A 15,177-nucleotide genomic window follows, 5' to 3' on the forward strand; every position below is an offset into this window, starting at 1 on the left:
ATGTGTCCGCCGGTTCGGATGGTGTGAGCGGTGCAGGTGCTTCAGGTTCAGCTGGAGGTCGGTCCGGATCCCGCAGAGGTCGGGCGGGCACGCAGATGGGCGCGGTCGAGACTGATCGGGTCGGGGATGAAGGGTGACGAGCCACTGGCCGAGACCCTCATCCTGCTGATCTCGGAGCTCGTCACGAACGCGGTGGTCCATACGGGCTGCCCGGCCGTGCTGCGGATGCTGTTCGGCTGCGCGGGCGGGTCCGGTTCCGGGACGGTACGGGTCGAGGTGGCCGACGCCAGTTGCCGCCCGCCGCAGCAGCGTCACGCGCTGGGCGAGGACACCGGTGGCCGCGGACTGGAACTGGTCGACGGCCTGGCCGACCGCTGGGGCTGGCAGCCGGAGGGCGCGGGCAAGCGCATCTGGTGCGAGGTCGACCGGGAACCCCCGCTGGTCCAGGTCGTCCCGCTGCACCCGGGTGGCCAGGCGCTCCGAACCCCCTCGGGGGCGAAGGACACCCACGCGGCGCCGGGCACCCAACCGCGCGCGGTGCACGGCGCGTCGTGCGTGGGCGGTACGCCCTGCGCGGGCGGTTCCTCGTGCGCGGGCGGCGTCGGCGGCACGGGGAGCGTGGACCGCAAGGCGTACGAGTCCCCGCGCACTGTCACGCGACGTGCATAAAGGTTAAAGCAGTGGTCCCGAGGGGCGGTTGGGGCCGAGCGGAGCCCTTCGGGCCGCGCCGGGTCCGGCGCCCGAAGAGCCCGGGTCACAGCACGGCGACCGGGGCGACCGGGGTGCCGGTGGCGCCGACGAACGGTTCGGGCATGGCCGACAGCAGGAACGCGTAACGCTTCTCCTCCGCACAGGCGGTGGACAGCTTCTCCAGGTTCCAGTTCTGGCCCTGGAGCATGCCCATCTCGACCAGGTCCAGCGCGTGCACGCCCAGCCACAGGTCCTCGATCTCCGGCGGGAAGATCTCGAAGGTCAGGGTGTCGTTGGCGACCGCCGCCACATCGCGCGCGCGGAACCACTCGGGTGCGCGGATCGAGAGGCCGGGCGAGGGGTAGGCGTACGCGGGCCTGTCGCCCGTCAGGTAGACCCGCACCTGCCCCGTCCGTACGAGGACGATGTCGCCGGGACGGACCCGGACCCCGGCCAGGTCCTCCGCCGCGTCCAGGTCCTCGGGGGTGACGGCGTGGTCGCCGGGCAGCCGGTCCACGCCGTGCGCGCGGGCCACGTCGAGGAGGATTCCGCGCGAGACGAGGTGCGGCACCTTGTCGATGCCGCTGAACCGCGCGCCCTCGTGCGCGGTGATCGTGTCGGCCGGGCGGCCGTTGTAGATCCTTCCGGAGTGCGAGACGTGGGTGAGGGCGTCCCAGTGGGTGGCCGTCTGGAGGCTCAGCACGGCCGAGTCGTCGCTGGTGGCGACGGTGCCGGGGCCGAAGAGCTCCTGGTTGATCTGGACCATGGTGTGCAGCGGGTTGATCCTCCCGGGGACCAGACCGCTCTGCACGCCGTCCTGTTGGAGGGGGAGCGCGAGCGGGACGCGTCGCCCGGAGCGGACCGTGGCGGCGGCGTCCCGTACGACGGAGTCGGTGATCAGGTTGAGCGTCCCGATCTCGTCGTCGGCGCCCCAACGGCCCCAGTTGTTCACGCGCTTGGCGATGTCGTGGAACTCCTCCGGCAGTGACACGGTGCCTCCCGGGGCTTGTGTTCGCGGACCTGATGGCCCATAAAATCTAACGGTCCGTCAGAAACCGCGGGAAGGGGCCGGGCATGGGGAACTTCTTGGCAGGCAAAGTGGTGGCCGTGACGGGTGCCGGTCGCGGCATCGGACGGGCGGTCGCGATCGCGGCGGCGGCCGAGGGCGCCCGGGTCGTCGTCAACGACTACGGCGTCTCCATCGACGGCGGCGAGCCGAGCAGCGAGGTGGCCGAGTCCGTCGTCAAGGAGATCGAGGCGGCGGGCGGGCAGGCGGTGGCCGTCGCCGACGACATCTCCACGATGGCGGGCGGGCAGCGGATCGTGGACACGGCGCTCGCGCGGTACGGCCGGATCGACGGGGTCGTGTGCGTGGCCGGCATCCTGCGCGAACGGATGCTGTTCAACATGTCCGAGGAGGAGTGGGACCCGGTCGTCGCCACCCATCTCAAGGGCACCTTCACCGTCTTCAGGGCCGCGTCGGCGGTCATGCGCAAGCAGGACGGCGGCGGCACGCTCATCGGATTCACCAGCGGCAACCACCAGGGCAGCGTCGCCCAGGCCAACTACAGCGCCGCGAAGGGCGGGATCATCTCGCTGGTACGGAGCGCGGCCCTCGGTCTGCACAAGTACGGCGTCACGGCGAACGCCGTCGCACCGGTCGCCCGCACCCGGATGTCCGCCAACGTGCCCATGGAGCTCAAGGAGATCGGCGAGCCGGAGGACGTGGCGGCGCTCGTCGTCTACCTGCTCAGCGACCGGGCCCGCAAGGAGCGGATCACCGGCCAGGTGTACACGGTCGCCGGGCCGAAGATCGCGGTCTGGGCTCAGCCGAGGGAGCTGCGCGCGGGGTACGCGGAGGGGCCGTGGACCCCGGAACGGATCGCCGACTTCCTGCCGGGGACGGTGGGCACCGATCCCATGCCGATGCTCGCGCAGTTGGAGGAGATGGCCGCGGCGGCGGCTGCCAAGGCCCGGCCGAACGTCTGACGGGGACCTTCCAGGACGTCCCGTGGGACCCGCTTTCGCGGGCGTTCCCCGGCGCGGACCGCACCGGCGCGGACCCCGCCGACGCGCTGTCCGGCCCCGGTGCGCGGGCGCCGGGCGGCCCCTCGCTCCGTACCCGTACGCAGGAGGCAACGTGGACTTCACCCTCGGCCCGGACGACACCGCCTTCCGCGAGGAGGCCCGCGCCTGGCTGGACGAGCACCTCGTCGGCGCGTACGCGGCGGCGGCCGGCACCGGTGGGCCGGGCAGCGAGCACGAGAGCATCGACGTCCGCCGCGCCTGGGAACGCGAACTCGGACGCGGCGGCTGGATCGGCCTCGGGTGGCCCGACGACGAAGGCGACGGACACGGGGACGGCGGCGGGTACGGGAACCGGCGGGCGAGCCTGATCCGGCAGGTCGTCTGGGCCGAGGAGTACGCCCGAGCCGCCGCACCCGCCCGGGTCGGCCACATCGGCGAGAACCTCCTGGCCCCCACACTGATCGCCCACGGCACCCCCGAGCAGCGGCGGCGCTTCCTGCCCGCCGTCGCGCGCGGCGAGGAGCTGTGGTGCCAGGGCTACAGCGAGCCCGGCGCCGGATCCGACCTCGCCGCCGTACGGACGACCGCCGTCCCCGACCGGGGCACGGGCGGCCACCGCGTGACCGGGCAGAAGATCTGGACGTCGCTCGCCCGGGAGGCCGACTGGTGCTTCGTGCTGGCCCGCACGGAGCCCGGCTCCCGGCGCCGTCACGGCCTGTCGTTCCTGCTCGTGCCGATGGACCAGCCGGGCCGGATCGAGGTGCGGCCGATCCGCCAGATGTCGGGGACCAGCGAGTTCAACGAGGTCTTCTTCGACGGGGCGCACGCCGAGGAGTGCGTCGGTGGCGAGGGCAACGGCTGGGCCGTGGCCATGGGGCTGCTGGCCCTGGAACGCGGCGTCTCCACGCTCGTCCAGCAGATCGGTTTCGCCGCCGAGCTCGACCGAGTGGTGCGGGGCGCCGTGACCACCGGAGCCGTCACCGACCCGGTGCTGCGCGACAGCCTCGTCCGGCAGTGGGCGGAGCTCAAGGTCATGCGCTGGAACGCCCTGTGCACCCTGGGGGCCGTCGGCGATCCCGGCGCACCCAGCGTGGCGAAGCTGCTCTGGGGCGGCTGGCACCAGCGCCTGGGCGAACTCGCCGTACGGATCAGGGGCGCGTCCGGGGCCGTCGGCCCGTACGACTGGACGTCGAGCGCGCCGTACGAACTCGACGAGGCGCAAAGGCTGTTCCTGTTCACCCGGTCCGACACCATCTACGGCGGCTCGGACGAGATCCAGCGGAACATCATCGCCGAGCGGGTGCTCGGCCTACCGAGGGAGACGGGATGAGAGGCGTCGTCTTCGACGGCAGTCGCACCGAGGTCGTCGACGATCTGGAGATACGGGAGCCGGGGCCCGGCGAGGTGCTGGTGGCGGTGGCCGCGGCCGGGCTGTGCCACAGCGACCTGTCGGTGATCGACGGGACGATCCCGTTCCCTTCGCCGGTGGTGCTGGGGCACGAGGGCGCGGGCGTGGTGGAGGCGGTCGGCGCGGGCGTCGGCCATGTGGTGCCCGGCGACCACGTGGCCCTGTCGACGCTGGCCAACTGCGGGGCGTGCGCGCAGTGCGACCGGGGCCGGCCGACGATGTGCCGCAAGGCGATCGGGATGCCGGGGCGGCCGTTCTCCCGGCGGGGCGAGCCGCTGTACCAGTTCGCCTCCAACTCGGCCTTCGCGGAACGGACCCTGGTCAAGGCCGTGCAGGCGGTGAAGATCCCGGCCGACCTGCCGCTCACCTCGGCGGCCCTCATCGGCTGCGGAGTGCTGACCGGGGTCGGGGCCGTGCTCAACCGGGCGAAGGTCGACCGCGGCGACACGGTGGTGGTGATCGGCACCGGCGGCATCGGACTCAACGTGATCCAGGGTGCCCGGATCGCGGGCGCCCTGACGATCGTCGCGATCGACGCCAACCCGGCGAAGGAGGCCGTGGCCCGGCGCTTCGGCGCCACGCACTTCCTGACCTCCGCCTCGGTCGAGGCCGTACGGGAGATCCTGCCGCACGGCGCCGACCACGCCTTCGAGTGCGTGGGCCGTACGGAACTGATCCGCACCGCGATCGACCTGCTGGACCGGCACGGGCAGGCGGTCCTGCTGGGTGTTCCGGCGGCGACGGCGGAGGCGTCGTTCCTCGTCTCGTCGATGTACCTGGACAAGTCGATCCTGGGATGCCGCTACGGCTCCTCGCGTCCGCAACGGGACATCGCGCTGTACGCGGAGCTGTACCGGGACGGCAGGCTGCTGCTGGACGAACTCGTCACCGAGACCTACCCGGTGGAGGACTTCGCCAAGGCGGCGGACGACGCGCACCACGGCCGGGTGGCCCGGGGGGTGCTGGTCTTCTGATCCCGGCCGGGGCCAGGACCCGGGGCGGCTCTGTGGGGTGTGCTCCTCGGGAACCTGCCGACCCGGTCGGCGATCACCATGGTGGTGGCGGCCGTCCTGCTGCCGACCCGGCCGATCCGGCGGCTTGAGCGAATCGGTTGGTGCCGGTGAGGATGGAGCGGATCGGATGGGGACGGTGCGGATGGTGCTGTTGAGGACGGTGCGGGGGTGCTGATGGTGTCGCGGATGACGGCCGCGGGCGCGGCGGTGCTGACCGTCGCCGCCGGGCTGGGGGTCAGGGCCGTGGCCGAGGGTGACGTCGCCAAGTACGCAGGGGACGCGCTCTACACCGTGCTGATCTGCGCCCTCGTGCTCGTGGCCGCGCCCCGGTCCCGGCCGCTCGCAGTGGCCGGCACCGGGCTGGCGCTGAGCTGGGCGGTCGAACTGCTGCAACTGACCGGGTTGCCGGCCGACCTCTCCCGGCACAGCATCGTGGCGCGGCTGGTGCTCGGTTCGACCTTCAACGCGCCCGATCTGTTCTGGTACGCGGTCGGGGCGGGGCTCGCCTGTGCCATGACGGCCCTGGCCGCCCGCTCCGCCCGTTCCGCCCGTACTGCTCCCTCGGTCGCCCGCCCTGCTCCTTCTACCTGCCCTGCTCGTCCTGCTTGTTCCGAAGACGCTCCTCGGACTTCTGCATCTCGATGACCGCGAAGACGTGCGCACTGGTCTGCTTGCGGGTGCTGCCGCTGACGCAGAGCGCCGTGCCCGCGACGGCCGGAGGCACGGACAGCGCGAGGATGAGCATCAGTTCGGGCCAGTCGCGCGCGGAACCGCACCGCGGCGAGCTGCTCCGGAAGTGGGAGTCCGCGACCGGCGAATCGCATTCCAGGTCGTACGAATAGCTGTGCACGGTGTAGGGGGCCAGCAGCAGGTAGCCCAGCCAGATCAGTAGCCCGGCTGCGACGGCCAGCAGCCCCAGACCCCAGCCGAGGAGGGTCCCGGAGCGACGGTCGAAGTGCTGGCGGGCGGCCCAGTGCATGACGGTTCCCTTTCCCTGCGGGCGCGACGGACGAGCCCCGGTGGAGAGGGCGCATGCTCCTCCGAGGGGCGGCGGGCATCAGTTCGAAGGCGTGGCCCAGTGATCCTATGCACGAAAGGAGCACGCCAGGGAGCGAACGAGGCGAACCCGTCGGATTCGGTACGCCGCCGACGCTTGCCCTCTGCCGCGAGCAGTACGGGGAGGACAGCGCCATCGTCTTCGGCCGGGCCCTCGCCTCCCACCAGGTGGGCGCGGCGCTGGTGGCGTTCCTGGGCGGAGTGGCGCGCGACGTGTTCGGCTCCTACGACATGGTCTGGTACGCGTCGGGAGTGCTGTGCGCGACGGCCGCCCTGATGGCCCTGGCCATCCGACACCGCCGCGATGGGCGGCCGGCCGGAGAACCGGTCACTGGCTGAACCGCCCGAACCGCCCTCGGTGGAAGAGCAGCGGACCGTCCACGGCCCTGTCTTCGCCCGCCGGATCCGCCGAGTCCGCCGTTCCCAACGCCTCCACCCGGCCGACGACGATCAGATGGTCGCCTCCGGTGTGGACGGCGTGGATGCGGCAGTCGATCCAGGCCGGTACGCCGTCCAGCAGCGGTGACCCGGTCGCCGGGGCCGCCTCGTACGCCACCCCCGCGAACTTGTCGGCCCCGCTCACCGCGAAGCCCCGGCACAACGCTTCCTGGCCCGCCCCGAGCACATTGACGCAGAAGGCCCCGGCGCGGGCGATGCGCGGCCAGGTCGTCGACGTACGGGCCACCATGAACGCGACCAGCGGCGGATCGAGGGAGAGCGACGCGAACGACTGACAGGCGAAGCCCGTGGGCCGCCGGCCTGTGGGCCCCTCCGGGGCGCCGACGCCGTCGCCCGGGTCGTGCGCGGTGACGATCGTGACCCCGCTGGCGAAATGCCCCAGTACGCGGCGGAATTCGGCAGGGTCGACGGGGGCCCGTTCGTCCTCGGCGACCGCCCGCAGATCCGGGCGCGGCAGCGGATCGACCGGCGCCGGCCCGGCACTGGTGGGGGCGCCGACGGACCTGAGGTACCGGACGGCGGTGGCGGCCATTCCTGCGTGTCCCATCACACCGTCCATTGAAGCTGACGCTACGTCAGATCGGAAGGGGTGGGGAGCCGAATCCGGGCGGAACGGCGGGACTACGCTCGTCGCAGAAGCGCTTCGAGCCGCCCGGAGCCACTTCGTACGGCCCGGACGGCGGGCCCGTGCGGAGAGGCGGCACGGGCGGGCACGGGGAGGGGAGGACGCGTGTCGACGCGTATCGCGGGAGGTACGAGGCCACCCGTTGCGACAGTGGAGACGTGGAGCGGCCGGTCGATCGCGGCGAGCACGATCACGCAGATCGTGTTGGTCGTGGCGGCCGTGGAGATCGCGGGTTTCGTGGAACTTGCCTTCCCGGCTCCCGCCCCGCCGGACGACCCCGCGATCGTGCTGCTGATGATGCCGTTCCTGCTCTGCGGCGCCCCGTTCTTCCTGGTGGCGAGCCTGCTGGTGGTGCTCCCGACCGTCGCGGCGGCGCGATGGGCGGGTACCCGGTTCACCGGCCGCGAGGTGTGGTGGTGGGTCCCGGTGACCGCGCTGGTCCCGGCCGCGGTGGGCGCCGCCGTAGCCGGTATCGCCCTGCGTCCGGCCCCGGGCCCACTGCTCCTGTGCTGGCCGGCGGGTGCGGCGCTGCTGACGGTCACCGCGCTCGTGGCCCGCGAGGTCGTGCTGCGACGCCGCAGGTTGCGGGGCGTGCTCGGCTGGTGCGTGGTCGCCGTCGTGGCCGTGTACGGGATCGGCTCGGGCCTGTACGGCACCGGTCTGATCGCGGAATACCGCCCGCCGAAGGCCGACACCGCCCAACTGTCCGGGACCTGGACCGACGGCAAGGGTGGCACGCTGCGCCTGGCCGCCGACGGCACGGCACACGCCGATGCGCTGTCCGACCCCGAAGAGATGTGGTCGGACCCGACGAAGTCCGCCCGTTGCTCGGGACGAGGCACGTGGAGCTATGAGGCCGGTGATTCGACCACCTGGGACCAGCGCGTACGGCTGAAGATCGAGTCCTGCCCCGACGACACGGCAGGCGACGGATGGCGGATCGGCGGCACCCCGGACCGGCTCGAACTCAACTACGAGTACGGCGACCCGGATTCACCGGACTGGTACACGTTGATCCCGCGCTGATCGCTGACTTGCGGACCGGTCAATCACCGACGGCGTACGCCACGAAGTCCGCCCAGGTGGTGGGTGAGAGGGAGAGACGGGGGCCGTTGGTGTTCTTGGAGTCGCGGATGTGGATGGCGTGGGGGATGGCGGCGACTTCTACGCAGTCATTGCCGCTACTGCTGTCGCTGTGGCTGCTCTTGAACCACATCAGCTCGGGGCCGTTCCCGACTGAGGCGCTCTGGATCACGCTTCCTCCAGTACTTGTCGGTACGTGTTGGGTTGGTGATCTGCCTCGCCCCCGTTACGAGGGCGAGGCGCGGGTGCCGCGCAGATCAGTGCTTGGCGGCGTACGTCACGAAGGCGCTCCAGGCCCCGGGAGCGACGGTGAACAGCGGGCCCGGGACGTTCTTGGAGTCACGGATGTGGATGGTGTGAGGGGTGGTGGCAACCTCGACGCAGTCATTGGGATTGCTGGTGTCGCTGTGGCTGCTCTTAAACCACGTCAGCTCGGAATCGTCTCCAGTAGAGGCATTCCGGATCATGTTTCCTCCAGCATTCGCTTGATGAAAGCCAGCGACTCCCGTGCGCTGAGAGCCTCCGATCGGATGATGCCATAGCGGAGTTCGAGGATCCTCAGATGCTTCGGGCTGGAGACGGGACGCCCCCCGAACTCGTCGTCGGTACGCCCGACTGCGGTGCCGTCCCCGAACTTCAGCACCTGGATCCGCCCACCTGTTCCGGGGTGATTCCAACGAGCGATCGGCATCACCTGGATCTCTACGTTACGCAAGTGCCCGACTTCCAGGAGGCGTTCCAGCTGCCCGCGCTGGACCATCTTGCCTCCGGTGGGGCGCATGAGCGTCGACTCTTCCTGGACAAAGCTCAGCTCGGGCGCAGGCGAGCGATCGAAGATGGCTTGTCTGGCCATGCGGCCTGCCACTCCGCGTTCCACCTCGTCGTCCGAAAAGGTGGGGCGCCTGGTTTTGAGGAGTGCTCGGGCGTGCTCCTCGGTCTGTAGAAGCCCATGCAGACTGTGGCTGCCGTACGACAGCAACTCCACTGCCCGCGCCTCCATCCGAGCCAGATCGCGGATCTTCTTCGGGTAACGGACCTCCGCCACATCCGCCTTCATGGCGGAGATCAGCCCGCCCGCCTTCAAGGTCCTGTCGGCCTTGTCCAGATACTCCGGGCGCGGAATCCGCTTCCCGGCCTCGACCTTGTAGACCTGGTCCTCGCCGTACCCGATCGCCAGGCCGAATTCCGCCGCCCGCATCCCCGCGGCTTCCCGGCGCAGCTTCAGCTGACGCCCCACCGTGGCCACGACGGCCGCGCCGGACTCGTCGTCGGGATCGACCTCCCAGCCGGGTTCGTCCGTGTCGGCCTCGGGCCTCTTCGCGCCGTCCGAATCCACCCGCATCCGCGCCACCTCCACCGTGCCGTCAAGTTGTTGTCATCGCGACGGCCGTGCCCGCCCGTACGCCTGCTCCGGACAGCCCCGACAGCTCCGGACAAGTGACGGACAGTTACCGTACGCATGCGCCTGATCACTGGTCAGCCTAGATCGGTGCGACGAGGCTGAGTGCTGTGAAACAAGAAATCACCCTCCCTCAACACGGTGGCGCCGTCAGCGCGTTCACCGTGCTGCTGTCGCCAACCCGCAGAGGTGCCCGGTTGGCCCGGCTGCTCGCCACGACGCAGCTGGACGAGTGGGGAGTCACGTCGCGGGTGGAAGCGGCTGCCCAGATCGTGGCCGAACTGGCCGCCAACGCCGTGGCCCATGGCCGGGTGCGGGGGAGGGACATCCGACTCGGGCTCGGCGTGTACGGAAGTGGCTCGGTGCTGCGCATCGAGGTGAGCGACGCACGCGGCGATCGCCTGCCGCCCGAACCGGGACACACACTCCTACCGGGTGCCGACCGCGAATCCGGGCGCGGACTGCTGATCGTCGAGGCGCTGGCCGACCGGTGGGGCATCAGCCCGGGACCCTTGCCCTGCAAGACCGTCTGGGCCGAACTCGACCTCGACCTTGACCCCGACCCCGCGCCGTGACCGGGGTCGGGGCTGGGACCAGGACGGGTCTCCCCGCAAGGAATCTGCTGGCCCGGCCCTCGGGGCACCGAGGAATGTGTGAGCGAATATCCGTGCGATCACGCTCTCGCCGTCCCGTCACACACTTGGATGACTCAAGCCAACTGAGCTGGAAATAAGCCTGGTTGTCGGGCATATGCTCGCCAAGCGAACACCCTCAGAGGCGCGACGCCCTCAAAAGGGTGCAACACCGTCTTCCGGGAGCCTGCGGCTCGGGACCGTCCGCGACGTACCTCCAGACGGGCCGTCACTCGCCTTTTCTCTCCGCCCAACACATGGACGCAAGTCGTCGGTGACCTGTGCGCCTCCACCGGGCCACGCCCTCCGATCGTTTCAAGCAACTCCAAGGAATCCGTATGGTCAGCTCGTCCCACGAGGCGATGCACCGCATCTTTCAGGAGTATCCCGGGCTCTTCTCCCGTGTCTCCGAGGTGCTGGGGGTCTCGATCGGCTCCCCGGCCTCGGCCACCATCATGCCCACGGACCTCACCGAGAACCGGCCACTCGAACGTCGGGTGGACACCCTGTTGCGGATCGACATGGAGGACGACGAGTCGTACCTCCTGGCGATCGAGGCTCAGGGGAAGAAAGACCCGGAGAAGCCGGTGAGCTGGATGTACTACCTGTCCTACTTGCAGGCCAAGTACAGACTGCCGCCCATGCTGCTGGTCGTCTGCCAGGACCGGGCCACCGCCGAATGGGCCGCTCAGCCGTACTCCGTCGGGCACCCGAAGGCGCCCGTACTCACCCTTCGCCCGCTCGTCGCGGGCCCGCACAACATGCCCGTGATCAAGGACGTGGCCGAGGCCCGGAAGGACCTGGCGCTGGCCACTCTGGCGGTGATCACACATGCGGGCGATCCGGACATCGGTACCATGCTCAAGACGCTGTCGACCGCTCTGCGGGATGTGCCGGAACCCATTGCTGACCCGATCGTCGAACTCATCGCTCAGGGCCTGGGTAAACGCCCGGCCGCGCAACAGTGGAGGAACCTGGTGGCCGTGGACCTTTCGTTCTACAAGTCGGCGCTTTCGGAGGAGATCCGGGACGAAGGCCGGGCCGAGGGCCGAGTACAGGGGCGTGCCGAAGGCCGCACGGAGGGCCGAGCAGAGGGCCGAGCCGAGGGACGTGCGGAGGGTATCGCCAGGAGCGTTCTGCTTCTGCTGGGGCAGAGTGGCGTTGCCGTGTCGGGTGAAGTACGTGAGCGGATTATGAACTGTACGGATGTGGACCAGCTGAGTCGCTGGCTCCTGCGGGCTCCGAACGTCTCCGCCGTCGAGGAAATCTTCGCCGAGAAGTAGAGGGCGAAACCCGAGGGGCCCGAACGACCGGGCCCCTCGCGGGCGCTGCCGGGCCCGGCACGATGTCCGCCGGACCCGGGGCCTCACCGCCCCCGGAACTTCGGCGCTCGCCGTTCCACGAAGCCCGCCACGCCCTCGTTGGCGTCGTGCGTGGTCATGTTGATCTCCTGGGCCATGGCCTCCGCCGCGAAGGCCGTCGCCCGGTCGGACTCCAGCGAGGCGTTCACCAGCTGTTTCGTGAGCGCGATGGACCGGGTCGGGCTCTCGGCCAGCCGTTCGGCCCAGGCGCGGGCCGTCGCCGCCAGCTCTCCGTCCGGTACGACCCGGTTCACCAGGCCCAGGCGTTCGGCGTCCGCCGCCCGGAGGGAGTCCCCGAAGAACATCAGCTCCTTCGCTCGCTGCGGGCCGATCAGGCGCGGCAGCAGATATGCGCCGCCGCCGTCCGGTACGAGCCCGCGGCGGACGAACACCTCGATGAACTTCGCGGACTCGGCGGCCAGCACCAGATCGCAGGCGAACGCGAGATGGGCGCCGATGCCCGCCGCCGTGCCGTTGACCGCCGCGATCACCGGCTTCTCGCAGTCCAGGACCGCGGCGATCAGGCGCTGCGCGCCAAGCCGGATCGTACGGGCCACGTCCCCCGGAACCCGGTCGCCGGGCGCGCGGGTGCCCGGGGCGGAGGAGCCCTTCGCCGGGGTGCCGCGCAGGTCGGCGCCCGCGCAGAAGCCGCGGCCGGTGGCCGTGAGGACGACCGCCCGGACCGCCGGGTCCGCGGAGGCGCCGGCGAGCAGGGCGATGACGCGTTCCCGCTGGTCCCAGGTGACGGCGTTCATCGCCTCGGGGCGGTTGAGCGTGATCCACGAGACGCCGTTGTCAGTGGTGTGGAGTACCAATGAATCGAGCGGGTCGGCCGACGGGGCCGGACCGGTTCGTTCGGCGTGCTTGGCATGCTGGGAACGCTCGGTGTTTCCGGCGCGCTGATCGTGTTCGGTGTGCTCGGCGGTGTCTTCGGGGGAGGACGGCATGAGGAAGCTCCTTGGCGGGTGGTGGGGGCGCGGGAGGCGGACGGGGCGCTTCCGGGGCGGTGCCCGGTCGGCCTGGCCGGACGGACGGCTCCCGCGTACCGGACGGGGCCGGGCCGGGACAGCGGCAGACGGCCGGTGGTCAGCGGCAGACGGCCAGCGCGTCCAGTGCCACCGCGCCCTGTCCCCGCCCCAGCACCATCAGCGGGTTGATGTCCAGTTCGGCGAGGTCGTCACCCAGTTCCAGCGCCATCCGCTGCACCCGCAGCACGACCTCGACGAGCGCGTCCACGTCGGCCGGCGGGCCGCCGCGCACCCCTTCCAGCAGGGCCCGGCCGCGGAGTTCGCCGAGCATCGACCTGGCCTGGTCCTCGCCGAACGGCGGCACCCGTACGGCCGCGTCGTGCAGCACCTCGACGAGCACGCCGCCCAGCCCGACCGTGACCGTCGGTCCGAACAGCGGGTCCTGCGTGACGCCGACCATCATCTCGACGCCCCGCTCGATCATCTGGCAGACCAGGATGCCGTCCAGGTCGATGTCCTCGTACCGCGCGATGTCGGTCAGCTCGCGGTACGCGTCGCGCACCTGGCTGGCGGAGGTCAGCCCGACCTTGACGAGGCCCAGCTCCGTCTTGTGGGCGAGCCGGGCCCCCGACGCCTTCATGACGACCGGATAGCCGACCAGCCCCGCTGCTCGGACGGCCGCCGCCGCGCTGGTCACCAGCTGCTCGCGCGGCACCCGGATCCCGTACGCCCGCAGCAGCTGCTTCGCCGCGTGCTCGCTCAGCTGGTTGCCCGCGCGCAGCAGTCCCTGCGCCTTGCGGAAGGACGGCGAGGGCGTGCGCGGCGCCTCGTCGAAGGGGGAGCGGTAGCGGGTGGTGAACCGGTGGTGGTCCAGATACGCCTTCACGGCGGTGACGCAGTTGCGGAACGTACGGAACGTGGCGACGCGGGAGGACCCGAGCAGCGTCGTGCGGTAGGCGTCCTCGGTGCCGACGGGCGAGCCCCACACCACGCAGACCAGCTTGTCCGTGGCCTCCGCCGCGTCCACCAGGTCCTGCGCGAGTTTGTCGCTCATCGGCGGGAAGGGGCCGGTGATCGGACAGATCAGGACCCCTACGTCCGGGTCGGCGAGGATCGCGTCGATGATCTTCCGGCCTCGCCAGTCGCCGACCGGGTGCCCGCCGTTGTCGACCGGGTTGGCGACGTTCAGGTAGCCGGGTATCCAGGTGTGCAGCTCGCGCTGCTTCTCCTCCGACAGGGTGGGGAGCTTCAGTCCCGCACCGGTCGCCAGGTCCGAGAAGTGCGCGCCCGTGCCGCCGGAGATCGAATACACGACGACTCCGTCGGCCAGCGGCTTGCGGGCCCGGGCCAGCAGGGCGGCGGTGTCCTGGAGCTCGTCGAGCCCGTCCACCCGGATCACGCCGAACTGCCGCATCGCCGCGTCCACCACCTCGTCCGCGCCGGTCAGTTTGCCGGTGTGCGAGGCGGCCGTCCTGGCCCCCGTCTCCGTACGTCCCACCTTGACCGCCACCACCGGCACCCCGGCCCGCGCGGCCCGGTCCGCGGCCAGCAGAAAGGAGCGCCCGTCCTTGAGCCCCTCCACGTAGCAGGCGATGGCCCCGACCTCCGGGCGCTGTGAGAAGTACGAGATGAAGTCGGCGGTCTCCAGATCCGCCTCGTTGCCGGTGGGGGCCCAGTGGGAGAGCCGCACTCCCAGTTCCTGAAGGGTGTACACGGGGCGTCCCTGGTGACCCGACTGGGTGATCAGGGCGATCGCCGGTCCGTCCAGGTCGTCCCGGAACTTCTCGAAGGCGTTGAGGTTGGTGTTCGGCCCGAGCAGCCGCAGCCCGGACCGCTCCACCGCCTCGGCCAGCCGTGCCTGGGCGGCGGCGCCCTCCGCGCCGGTCTCGGCGAAGCCGGAGGCGAAGGCGACCGCGAACCTCACCTTGGTCCGGGCGAGTTCCTCGATCACGGGGAGCGGATCGCCGACCAGCAGCACGGCCAGGTCGACCTGCTCCGGCAGATCCGCGACGGACGGGAAGCAGGGCCGTCCGAACACGGCCTTGCGGGTGGGGTGGACGGGATGCAGCCGCGCGCCGACCCGTTCGGCCCAGGCGATCAGCTGTCGGGTGATCCCCGTGTTGGGGCGTCCCTCGGCGTCGGAGGCGCCGACGACGGCCACGGACTCGGGCCGGAAGAACCGGTCCAGGTCCGGCACGGACGCGTGCAGCGGCCGGCCGCTGACATCGAGATCGCCCTCCGCGGCGGCGGTCGCCATGCAGCGGACGGTGGCGTGCGGTTCCTCGCCGCAGGCCACCACCCGGGCGCGGAAGTCGGTGGTAAGGGTGCCGTGAGTCGATCCAAGCATCGTTCCGCCCGCTTCTGCTCGAAGTCCGTCGGGTTCCTGTTTCCGGCGCCAGCAAATAGCTGACACTCTGTCAGGTTACTGAACTGACGGCCCGTCAGGAATGGGTGT

General features: G+C 71.0%; 15 protein-coding genes and 2 pseudogenes. 9 read left to right on the plus strand and 8 right to left on the minus strand.

Annotated elements, in window-relative coordinates; translation table 11 throughout:
* Positions 1-30: 30 nt before the first annotated feature.
* Positions 31-492 (plus strand): annotated as a pseudogene (locus ACFYXM_RS15570) (ATP-binding protein); the annotation flags it as partial.
* 262 nt (positions 493-754) lie between these two features.
* Here the strand turns inward: ACFYXM_RS15570 and ACFYXM_RS15575 are convergent.
* Complete coding sequence (locus ACFYXM_RS15575; RefSeq protein WP_389289599.1) at positions 755-1,681, minus strand: cyclase family protein; 927 nt, start codon at positions 1,679-1,681, stop codon at positions 755-757.
* 83 nt (positions 1,682-1,764) lie between these two features.
* Here ACFYXM_RS15575 and ACFYXM_RS15580 point away from each other — a divergent pair, with 83 nt between their 5' ends.
* From ACFYXM_RS15580 to ACFYXM_RS15595, 4 genes are all read left to right on the plus strand, one after another.
* The gene (locus tag ACFYXM_RS15580; RefSeq protein WP_389289600.1) at positions 1,765-2,679 is read left to right on the plus strand and encodes an SDR family oxidoreductase; all 915 of its coding nucleotides are present in this window, start codon (positions 1,765-1,767) and stop codon (positions 2,677-2,679) included.
* A 151-nt stretch (positions 2,680-2,830) separates the two neighbouring features.
* Complete coding sequence (locus ACFYXM_RS15585) at positions 2,831-4,048, plus strand: acyl-CoA dehydrogenase family protein (protein ID WP_389289601.1); 1,218 nt, start codon at positions 2,831-2,833, stop codon at positions 4,046-4,048.
* Positions 4,045-5,100: a Zn-dependent alcohol dehydrogenase gene (locus tag ACFYXM_RS15590; RefSeq protein ID WP_389289603.1), complete on the plus strand. Its 1,056-nt coding sequence runs from the start codon at positions 4,045-4,047 to the stop codon at positions 5,098-5,100. The genes ACFYXM_RS15585 and ACFYXM_RS15590 overlap by 4 nt, the downstream gene beginning before the upstream one ends.
* A gap of 213 nt (positions 5,101-5,313) precedes the next feature.
* Positions 5,314-5,784: a DUF2809 domain-containing protein gene (locus ACFYXM_RS15595; RefSeq protein ID WP_389289799.1), complete on the plus strand. Its 471-nt coding sequence runs from the start codon at positions 5,314-5,316 to the stop codon at positions 5,782-5,784.
* Here the strand turns inward: ACFYXM_RS15595 and ACFYXM_RS15600 are convergent.
* Positions 5,723-6,118 carry a hypothetical protein gene (locus ACFYXM_RS15600; protein WP_389289604.1) on the minus strand — a complete coding sequence of 132 codons (396 nt, stop codon included), beginning with the start codon at positions 6,116-6,118 and terminating at the stop codon, positions 5,723-5,725. The genes ACFYXM_RS15595 and ACFYXM_RS15600 overlap by 62 nt on opposite strands.
* Positions 6,119-6,282: 164 nt before the next feature.
* On the opposite strand from ACFYXM_RS15600, the pseudogene ACFYXM_RS15605 reads away from it, so the two are divergent.
* Positions 6,283-6,534: pseudogene (locus ACFYXM_RS15605) on the plus strand (MFS transporter); the annotation flags it as partial.
* Here ACFYXM_RS15605 and ACFYXM_RS15610 read toward each other — a convergent pair.
* Entirely contained in the window at positions 6,524-7,186 is a 663-nt protein-coding gene (locus tag ACFYXM_RS15610) for a flavin reductase family protein (RefSeq protein WP_389289801.1), read from the minus strand. The pseudogene ACFYXM_RS15605 and the gene ACFYXM_RS15610 sit on opposite strands and share 11 nt — an antisense overlap.
* A 198-nt stretch (positions 7,187-7,384) precedes the next feature.
* Between ACFYXM_RS15610 and ACFYXM_RS15615 the strand changes: the two genes are divergently transcribed.
* Positions 7,385-8,305, plus strand: coding sequence for a hypothetical protein (locus ACFYXM_RS15615; protein WP_389289606.1), 921 nt, complete (start codon positions 7,385-7,387; stop codon positions 8,303-8,305).
* Positions 8,306-8,324: 19 nt separating this feature from the next.
* Here the strand turns inward: ACFYXM_RS15615 and ACFYXM_RS15620 are convergent, their stop codons facing one another.
* From ACFYXM_RS15620 to ACFYXM_RS15630, 3 genes are all read right to left on the minus strand, one after another.
* Positions 8,325-8,495, minus strand: a complete 171-nt coding sequence (locus ACFYXM_RS15620) for a DUF397 domain-containing protein (protein WP_389289803.1) — start codon at positions 8,493-8,495, stop codon at positions 8,325-8,327.
* Positions 8,496-8,619: 124 nt separating this feature from the next.
* On the minus strand, positions 8,620-8,829 hold the full coding sequence (locus tag ACFYXM_RS15625; RefSeq protein ID WP_389289608.1) for a DUF397 domain-containing protein: 210 nt from the start codon (positions 8,827-8,829) through the stop codon (positions 8,620-8,622).
* Positions 8,826-9,704 carry a helix-turn-helix transcriptional regulator gene (locus ACFYXM_RS15630; RefSeq protein WP_389289805.1) on the minus strand — a complete coding sequence of 293 codons (879 nt, stop codon included), beginning with the start codon at positions 9,702-9,704 and terminating at the stop codon, positions 8,826-8,828. Before ACFYXM_RS15630 ends, ACFYXM_RS15625 begins: the two co-directional genes overlap by 4 nt.
* Positions 9,705-9,871: 167 nt before the next feature.
* Here ACFYXM_RS15630 and ACFYXM_RS15635 point away from each other — a divergent pair, with 167 nt between their 5' ends.
* Both ACFYXM_RS15635 and ACFYXM_RS15640 read left to right on the plus strand, forming a co-directional pair.
* Entirely contained in the window at positions 9,872-10,336 is a 465-nt protein-coding gene (locus ACFYXM_RS15635) for an ATP-binding protein (protein ID WP_389289609.1), read from the plus strand.
* 395 nt (positions 10,337-10,731) lie between these two features.
* Positions 10,732-11,676, plus strand: coding sequence for a hypothetical protein (locus ACFYXM_RS15640; RefSeq protein WP_389289611.1), 945 nt, complete (start codon positions 10,732-10,734; stop codon positions 11,674-11,676).
* Positions 11,677-11,759: 83 nt separating this feature from the next.
* Here ACFYXM_RS15640 and ACFYXM_RS15645 read toward each other — a convergent pair whose 3' ends face one another.
* Entirely contained in the window at positions 11,760-12,701 is a 942-nt protein-coding gene (locus tag ACFYXM_RS15645) for an enoyl-CoA hydratase/isomerase family protein (RefSeq protein WP_389289612.1), read from the minus strand.
* 139 nt (positions 12,702-12,840) lie between these two features.
* On the minus strand, positions 12,841-15,069 hold the full coding sequence (locus tag ACFYXM_RS15650) for an acetate--CoA ligase family protein (protein WP_389289614.1): 2,229 nt from the start codon (positions 15,067-15,069) through the stop codon (positions 12,841-12,843).
* Positions 15,070-15,177: the final 108 nt, after the last annotated feature.

The sequence above is a fragment of the Streptomyces sp. NPDC002476 genome, from assembly GCF_042889785.1.
Lineage (GTDB): Bacteria > Actinomycetota > Actinomycetes > Streptomycetales > Streptomycetaceae > Streptomyces.